Origin of the sequence: Vibrio sp. 10N.261.54.A5, from assembly GCF_041471145.1 — a bacterium.
GTDB classification, from domain to species: Bacteria; Pseudomonadota; Gammaproteobacteria; order Enterobacterales; family Vibrionaceae; genus Vibrio; species Vibrio crassostreae_C.
In genome coordinates, this window is sequence record NZ_JBFRNU010000064.1 from 19,357 (window position 1) to 27,399 (window position 8,043).

8 protein-coding genes and 2 tRNA genes are annotated in these 8,043 nt (G+C 44.7%); 3 read left to right on the plus strand and 7 right to left on the minus strand.

The genetic code is table 11. The features are described 5' to 3' along the window. Positions 1–16: 16 nt before the first annotated feature. Genes AB4329_RS19380 through phoB form a run of 3 tightly spaced genes read right to left on the minus strand, consistent with a single transcriptional unit; the run spans position 17 to position 3,012 of the window. Positions 17–994, minus strand: coding sequence for a PstS family phosphate ABC transporter substrate-binding protein (locus tag AB4329_RS19380; protein ID WP_102320722.1), 978 nt, complete (start codon positions 992–994; stop codon positions 17–19). Beyond that, positions 991–2,289, minus strand: coding sequence for a phosphate regulon sensor histidine kinase PhoR (gene phoR / locus AB4329_RS19385; RefSeq protein ID WP_004740365.1), 1,299 nt, complete (start codon positions 2,287–2,289; stop codon positions 991–993). The genes AB4329_RS19380 and phoR overlap by 4 nt, the downstream gene beginning before the upstream one ends. A gap of 33 nt (positions 2,290–2,322) precedes the next feature. Further along, positions 2,323–3,012 carry a phosphate regulon transcriptional regulator PhoB gene (phoB, locus tag AB4329_RS19390; RefSeq protein WP_004735064.1) on the minus strand — a complete coding sequence of 230 codons (690 nt, stop codon included), beginning with the start codon at positions 3,010–3,012 and terminating at the stop codon, positions 2,323–2,325. 194 nt (positions 3,013–3,206) lie between these two features. Between phoB and rdgC the strand changes: the two genes are divergently transcribed. From rdgC to AB4329_RS19405, 3 genes are all read left to right on the plus strand, one after another. Next, positions 3,207–4,121: a recombination-associated protein RdgC gene (rdgC, locus tag AB4329_RS19395; protein ID WP_017062534.1), complete on the plus strand. Its 915-nt coding sequence runs from the start codon at positions 3,207–3,209 to the stop codon at positions 4,119–4,121. A gap of 206 nt (positions 4,122–4,327) precedes the next feature. Beyond that, complete coding sequence (gene yegQ, locus AB4329_RS19400; protein WP_372139057.1) at positions 4,328–5,746, plus strand: tRNA 5-hydroxyuridine modification protein YegQ; 1,419 nt, start codon at positions 4,328–4,330, stop codon at positions 5,744–5,746. 34 nt (positions 5,747–5,780) lie between these two features. Continuing rightward, the gene (locus tag AB4329_RS19405) at positions 5,781–6,035 is read left to right on the plus strand and encodes a YfhL family 4Fe-4S dicluster ferredoxin (RefSeq protein ID WP_004735061.1); all 255 of its coding nucleotides are present in this window, start codon (positions 5,781–5,783) and stop codon (positions 6,033–6,035) included. A gap of 42 nt (positions 6,036–6,077) precedes the next feature. Here AB4329_RS19405 and AB4329_RS19410 read toward each other — a convergent pair whose 3' ends face one another. The 4 genes from AB4329_RS19410 to AB4329_RS19425 form a co-directional block, all read right to left on the minus strand. Beyond that, a complete protein-coding gene (locus AB4329_RS19410) occupies positions 6,078–6,386 on the minus strand; it encodes a hypothetical protein (protein WP_017062536.1) in 309 nt (102 codons plus the stop codon). 273 nt (positions 6,387–6,659) lie between these two features. Beyond that, positions 6,660–7,499 (minus strand): penicillin-insensitive murein endopeptidase, encoded by an 840-nt coding sequence (gene mepA, locus AB4329_RS19415; protein ID WP_372139059.1) that lies wholly within the window; start codon positions 7,497–7,499, stop codon positions 6,660–6,662. Between the two features lie 302 nt (positions 7,500–7,801). Continuing rightward, positions 7,802–7,878: transfer RNA gene (locus AB4329_RS19420), tRNA-Trp, on the minus strand. A gap of 35 nt (positions 7,879–7,913) precedes the next feature. After that, a tRNA-Asp gene (locus tag AB4329_RS19425) sits at positions 7,914–7,990 on the minus strand. Positions 7,991–8,043: the final 53 nt, after the last annotated feature.

Consider the following 8,043-nt stretch of genomic DNA (forward strand, 5'->3'; position numbering starts at 1 on the left):
TTTATCGCAGCCTGAATTAGAGCCCGACTTTTGCCAACTCTTGCTCTGCGAACTCAGACGGTATTGCTAAATAGCCATCTTTCTCTACAAGTTCTTGTCCTTGCTTTGAGAACACAAAAGTGAGGAACTCTCTTTCAACGGGAGAAAGTGGTTTATCCGGATGCTTATTCACATACACATAGAGAAAACGAGATAGAGGGTAATCACCACTCAAGATATTCTCACGCGTAGGCTCAACATAATTAGAGCCGTGCTCTGCAATAGGAATCAGCTTAACACCTGCTACGCGGTAGCCAATGCCCGAGTAGCCAATCCCACTGATGGATGAAGCGACCGACTGAACGACTGAAGCCGAACCAGGTTGCTCATTCACACGATTTTTAAAGTCACCGCCGCACAGTGCATTCTGTTTGAAGTATCCATAAGTCCCCGATACAGAATTGCGACCGAACAATTGGAATCGATGTTTCGCCCATGGCTGATCGATTCCGAGATCTTGCCAGTTATTGAGGGGCCTTGTTGCTCCGCAGCGTAATGTCTCAGAAAAAATGCCATCAATCTGACGAAAGTTAAGCCCCTCAATAGGGTTATCACGATGCACAAAAAGCCCAATCGCATCGATAGCAACTCGCAGTGCTGTTGGCTTATATCCATGCTCCCTTTCAAATGCTTCAATTTCTCGCAGGCGCATCGGACGACTCATTGGCCCTAGATGTGCAGTCCCTTCGGTTAAGGCTGGAGGAGCAGTAGAAGAACCCGATGCTTGGACTTGAGCGTTAACATTTGGGTAGTAGGACTTGAACTCTTCCACCCATAACGTCGTCATACCCGCTAAGGTATCCGAACCGACCGATAATAAGCTCCCAGAAATTCCCGGAACCTTAGAATAATCAGGAAGAGAATCGACACCCTGTTCGGCATGCACAGGGTTAACTAAAGCAAACGCTAATAATGAGCTGACTGGAAAATGCATCCTGCGTATCGAACAACTCATGATACGGTCAGTCGATTTGGTAAAGTAAAATGGAAACGACTGCCGACGCCCACTTCACTTTGAATTTCGAGATGTGAATCGTGGTGGCTAAGCGCATGCTTTACAATCGCTAATCCAAGACCACTACCACCGGTATCACGAGAGCGGGCTTTATCTACACGATAGAAGCGCTCTGTGAGTCGATGTAAGTGTTGAGGCTCAATACCATCACCAGTATCTGACACATCTAAGCACGCGCCTTGGCTGGTTTGATACCAACGCACTTTGACCGTTGCACCTGCGGGTGTGTATTTAACCGCGTTATAAACCAAATTCGATATCGCACTTCTCAATTGGTCTTCATCGGCAAGAACTCGTAGGCTCTTATCGATATCAAACTCAAGCTTATGTTCGCGCTCACCGCTAAGGCTCGCCGCTTCTTTCTCAAGAACCTCAAGCATCGCCGGAACGTTGACCACTTCATCCAACTCATGCATTGGCGCCGCTTCAATTTTCGAAAGCGTGAGTAGTTGATTAACCAAACTGTTCATTCGATTGAGCTGCTCAGTCATTACGCCATGCGCCTTGGTCCACATTGGCCCAACGATCATGTCTGGATCTTCGGTCATTTCAAGGTAACCTTGAAGGACGGTCATCGGCGTACGCAATTCATGAGAAACGTTAGCGAAGAAGTTACGGCGCATGCCTTCTAACTGCTTAAGCTGGGTCACATCACGTACCACCATCAGGTGTTCACCCTCGGTATACGGCACAATACGCAGCTCGAGCATACGCTCCACATTCAATGGAGAAGGCATCTCTAATGGCTCAGAGAAATCTTGCTTATTAAGGTACTTAATAAAATCTGGAGTACGAATCAAATTCGAGATCGGTTGACCTGAATCATCTGGCCAACGAAAGCCCAGCAAATACTGAGCTAGCTTGTTACACCAAACGATATTGCCTTCACCGCGAAATACCACAACGGCATCGGGAAGCGATTCTGCACCGTTACGGAAACGGCGGATAAGGTTAGTCAGTTCTTTGCGTTTGCGACGCTGTCTCTGCTGCATACGATAAATACCGTTAAACAGAGATTCCCAGTTCCCAGAGCCTGAAGGTGGAGTTAGACGCTTCTCATCCCACAGCCATGCGGACAAACGCATTTGGTTGTGTAGATGCCAGCCGAGCTGCAATACCGTAGCAGCCAGCAGCAACCAAGGTAGGTAACCGAATATCCATCCGACTAAAACCCATGGTGCGTAAAAAAAAGCCAGCTCCCAAGCCAGCTTTTTCCAGGTTAACTTTTCAACCATTCAGGACTCCGTAAACTGGGCAGCGAAGCCACATTAAGCCTTTGTAGAAAAACGGTAGCCAGCGCCACGAACCGTTTGGATTAGCTTATCGTGACCTGCAGACTCAAGCGCTTTACGCAGGCGTCGAATATGTACATCAACCGTTCGGTCTTCAACGTAAACATTGGTACCCCAAACGTTGTTAAGCAGCTGCTCTCGGCTGTACACACGCTCTTGGTGAGTCATAAAGAAATGCAGCATTTTGAACTCTGTTGGTCCCATATCAACTGGACCTTCACTTGCGGTAACACGATGAGATACTGGGTCTAGCTTAAGACCTTGTACATCAATCACATCTTCTAGTGCAGTAGGCGTTACACGGCGGATAACCGCTTTCAGGCGAGCAACGAGCTCTTTGGGTGAAAATGGCTTGGTGATGTAATCATCAGCACCCACTTCTAAACCACGCACCTTATCTTCTTCTTCTCCACGAGCCGTTAGCATCACCACTGGGATGTTGCGAGTTAACTCTTCACGCTTCATGTGCTTGATAAAGTTTATCCCGCTACCACCAGGTAGCATCCAATCTAGTAATACTAGATCTGGGAAAGGTTCACATAGCTTGTTTACCGCTGTATCGTAATCTTCAGCCTCTACTGCTTGGTAGCCTTTTTGTTCAAGCACGAAGCACAGCATCTCACGAATAGGTGCTTCATCTTCAACGACCAGAATCCTTCTCGACATAATTGAATAGCCTTTGTATTTAATCAACGCATTGCATTATCTGAGTTAATTATGACACTTTTGTGACCTTTGAAAACAAATTTTCATATAACTGTCTCAAACATTTCACTTTATAACTTTTGATACAGAGCTAGGGACAAATCGAATTAGATCTCATATCATGAAGCACTTCTAAAAAGGTATGAGAAAAATTTATGTGGTTTAAAAATTGCCTAGTCTATCGCTTCAACCGTGATATTGATTTCAACGCAGATCAGCTAGAGAAACAACTTGAAGAATTCCGCTTTACTCCTTGTGGTAGCCAAGACAAACAGAAGTTTGGTTGGGTACACGCAATGGGTAGACATGGCGATATGATGACGCACGTATCAGAAAACCGCATTCTTATCTGTGCAAAGAAAGAAGAGAAAATGCTACCCGCTTCTGTGATCAAAGAATCATTGAACGCAAAAGTAGAAACGCTTGAGGCAGAGTCTGGTACCCCTCTGAAAAAGAAAGAGAAAGACAGCCTAAAAGAAGACATCATCATTGATCTACTTCCTCGAGCATTCAGCCGCAGCAACTTCACTTACGCGCTGATCATGCCAAAAGAAGGTTTCATTGTGGTTGATGCGAGCAGCTACAAAAAAGCAGAAGATGTATTAGCATTGCTACGTAAGACAATGGGTAGCCTGCCAGTAGTGCCAGCTATCCCAGAGCAAGCGATCGAAACGACTCTTACAGAATGGGTGAAATCAGGTGATACGCCACAAGGCATCACTATGCTTGATGAAGCAGAACTAAAATCTATTCAAGAAGACGGCGGTATTGTTCGAGTTAAGAAACAAGAACTAGAAGCTGATGAGATTAAAAACCACATCGAAGCCAATAAGATGGTGACGAAACTTCTTATCAACTGGCAAGACCGTATTGAATTCATTCTTGCAGAAGATGGCAGCATCAAACGCCTAAAATTCAGTGATGAGCTCAAAGACGAAAACGACGATATTCCTCGTGAAGATCAAGCTGCGCGTTTTGATGCGGACTTCTCTCTACTTTGTGGTGAGTTCAGTGTTTTCCTTCCAAACCTATTTGAATCATTAGGCGGGTTAACTCAACCTAACGCTTAATCAGTCAAACTATAGGCTCAGGTGCTAACGGTATCTGAGCTTATTTCTCACTAAGTTCTCACTTATATCTGCCTCTAGACCCTCTTGTTAATGTCATTGCTATCTTTAGGGCTATCAACCAAACTCATTTTAGCGTAAAATTTGCGCCCCTTTGATATCACTTGGTGGTATCAACCTGACTTGAGATCAGATTAGAGAACGAAGCAATGACTACACAAAAACCATTTGTACCTGAACTATTATCACCGGCAGGAAGCCTCAAAAACATGCGTTACGCATTCGCCTACGGCGCAGATGCAGTATACGCAGGCCAGCCACGTTACAGCCTTCGTGTTCGTAACAACGAGTTCAATCACGAAAACCTACAAATCGGTATCGATGAAGCTCATGCTCAAGGCAAAAAGTTATATGTTGTATGTAACATTCAGCCGCACAACTCTAAATTAAAAACATTCATTCGCGACCTCAAACCAGTTGTAGACATGGGCCCTGACGCGCTTATCATGTCAGATCCTGGTCTTATCATGATGGTTCGTGAAGCATTCCCTGAAATGCCAATCCATCTTTCTGTTCAAGCAAACGCAGTAAACTGGGCGACCGTTAAGTTCTGGTCAACTCAAGGCGTTGAGCGTGTGATCTTATCTCGTGAGCTATCGCTTGAAGAGATCGAAGAGATTCGCGAACACTGCCCAGAAACAGAGCTAGAGATCTTTGTTCACGGAGCTCTTTGCATGGCTTACTCAGGCCGTTGTCTGCTTTCTGGTTACATGAACAAGCGCGATCCAAACCAAGGTACTTGCACCAACGCTTGCCGCTGGGAATACAAAACACAAGCAGCGAAAGAAGACGAAAACGGTCAGATCGTTGAAGCAAACCCTACTGGTGTTGCTATTCAAGAAGTAGAAACGCAAGACATTGAAGTTCAAGATGAGCGTCCAGACAACACACTAGGCCTTGGTAAACCAACAGACGAAGTGGTTCTGCTTTCTGAATCACACAAGCCAGAAGAGAAAATGGCAGCGTTTGAAGATGAGCATGGTACTTACATCATGAACTCAAAAGACCTTCGTGCAATCCAACACGTTGAGCGCCTAACGAAGATGGGTGTTCACTCTCTGAAGATTGAAGGTCGTACTAAGTCTTTCTACTACTGTGCACGTACTGCTCAGGTTTACCGTAAAGCTATTGACGATGCAGTGGCAGGCAAACCATTCGATGAAAGCCTAATGGGTACACTAGAGAGCCTAGCTCACCGTGGTTACACTGAAGGCTTCTTACGTCGCCATACACACGATACATACCAAAACTACGAGTACGGTTACTCTATCTCTGACACTCAACAGTTTGTTGGTGAGTTCACAGGTAAGCGCCGTGGTGACCTAGCGGAAGTAGAAGTGAAGAACAAGTTCCTAGTAGGCGACAGCTTAGAAATGATGACACCGAAAGGTAACGTTGTTTTCAAACTAGAAGTTATGGAAAACCGCAAATCTGAAGCGGTCGACGATGCGAAAGGTAACGGTCACTTTGTATTTATTCCTGTACCAGCAGATCTAGATCTAGAGTACGGCTTGCTGATGCGTAACTTGAGCGAAGGCCAAGATACACGTAACGCATCAGGCAAATAATTTTTACTTAAGCGACTTACTTGAGAAGAAAATAATGGCTCTGTTAATTACTGACAAGTGCATAAACTGCGATATGTGTGATCCTGAATGCCCAAATGGTGCAATCACTATGGGCGACAGCATCTTCGAGATCGATCCTGATTTATGTACAGAGTGTAAAGGTCACTATGAAAAGCCAACATGCCAGTCAGTGTGTCCGATTACAAAATGCATCATCACTGACCCAAACCATATTGAAACTGATGACGAGCTACTTGAGAAGTTTGTTATCATTCAAGGCTTGACCTAAAAGAAGAAAGGTTCAACTTAACCATAAGTTGAACCTTTTTTTTCATCCTGATTTTCCGATTGGATAAATATTGCAGAAGAGCTCTTTTTCAAATTGATATTCGAGTCGTTCTCGCCAGTTTATTGATTGAGCTATAGGAACAAGATAAAAGTTTTCCCTGCTGGTATCGGTCACAAATGCCATTCCATACTGCATCAATTCATAGTGAACATCATTTACGAAACTAGGGTCTAAACGTTGTCTGCCTGTTAGCTGATTGATGTCATCTCTTGAAATTGAAATACCCGAGCTTTCAGCGTTGAACCTATGTCTTAACCATTCTGAAAATTCCTTCGCACAAATCATAGTCATAGTCTTATCCTTGAATTATCTATCGACGGGTATCAGACTCTGATTTCGCATACTGCATATAAGCCGCATCTTTCACCCCAAAACACTCAATCCCTGACCAAACCTTGTCAAATTCGCCATCGCCCTTGCTGATACCGTTATTGCTTTTATTAATATCAAACGATGTTCTTAATCTCGTGTTTATAAACTCTAGACAAAAGTGTGATATTTCTCCAGTTTTAGAGTCGAAAAAACCAGTGGCAGTACCACTGTAAAAAGCCTCGATGAACAGGATTACTTATTCGATATCAAGGCCAAACACTGACTTGGCATCACTTTAACTTTTTTCTTTTTCTTAGTTTTCGCTACTTTTTTAGGAGGTGGAACTGGAACAGTCTTTGGAGCCCAACTTGCAAGTTCATCTCCACAACCGTCACCTTTAGGAGGGCTCGCTTGAGCTATGCAGTTTGAACTGCCTTCAGGACACTTTAAACGAACGTGGAAGTGGGAGTGGTGTCCCCACCAAGGTCTTATTTTGCCTAACCAAGCTCTATCATTAGCGTCAGAGTTTTCTTGTTCACAAAGGGTTTGCTTGATCACTGGATGAACAAAAATCCGCACCACTTTTTCATCTTTAGCGGCATGACGAATAACCTGGAAGTGGTCGTTAGTCCAATTAGACTGGCGAAGCTTGTAGTTAGTAAGATAGACGACACTGACTGGCTTAGGAACCGCGAGTTCATTCTCAGAGAGCCTTTTGTCCGTTAACCTCAGCCATATGTCTATATCCAACCCAGTTTGATGGCTTGAATGCCCAGATGAAAAGCGTCCACCACGAGGAAGTGAGATATCACCAATCAATAGATTCGTGTTCAATTGCTCACTTGTTGTCACGCCGAGCCTTTCAACAAACTTAATAGCCTCTGTGTGACCATAGTAACGCTCCCTTTGGGGACGAATAATCTGATAGCCAACACCATTAATCGGTAAAGCCTGTGCACCGTCCAAGCAGCCGTTAGCGTAACTGCCGATCGATGAGGTCGAGTTTGTCGTCGGGCTTTTCTCTTTCTCCCAAGGGGTTGCTAAAGAAGAAAATGAGTAAAACAGGACAACTAAAACAAAAGATAACCTCATAACCGTTCCATGTAAGTGATGCATATTATTTATACTAGTCGGCATTTGAGAACAGTTTACGATTATTGGCAACTTTTTGGGAGCAGAGAGAAATTTGAGATAGAAGAAGCTGAAAAGGGGTTATGAAGTATTTCAACTTAAGAAAGCAAAAAGGCTCTAGTCTTTCGACTAGAGCCTTAAATATAGCAGGGATGGGCCGACACTCCGGAGATTCGACCGGGCTGGCGCTCCAGCTCCCAACATTGCTTTGCAGAAGCAACAGACGTAAAAAAGCCCCAGCATTTCTGCTGAGGCTTCGTATATGGCAGGGGTGGAGAGATTCGAACTCCCAACACGCGGATTTGGAATCCGCTGCTCTGCCAATTGGAGCTACACCCCTATTTTCAGTTTTAAAGAGCTGAAACTCTGAATAAGTGGCGGAGTGGACGGGACTCGAACCCGCGACCCCCGGCGTGACAGGCCGGTATTCTAACCAACTGAACTACCACTCCGCAGTGGAATACTTGTCGTCGCTGACAAGTGTTCAAATTTAAAGCCTGGCGAT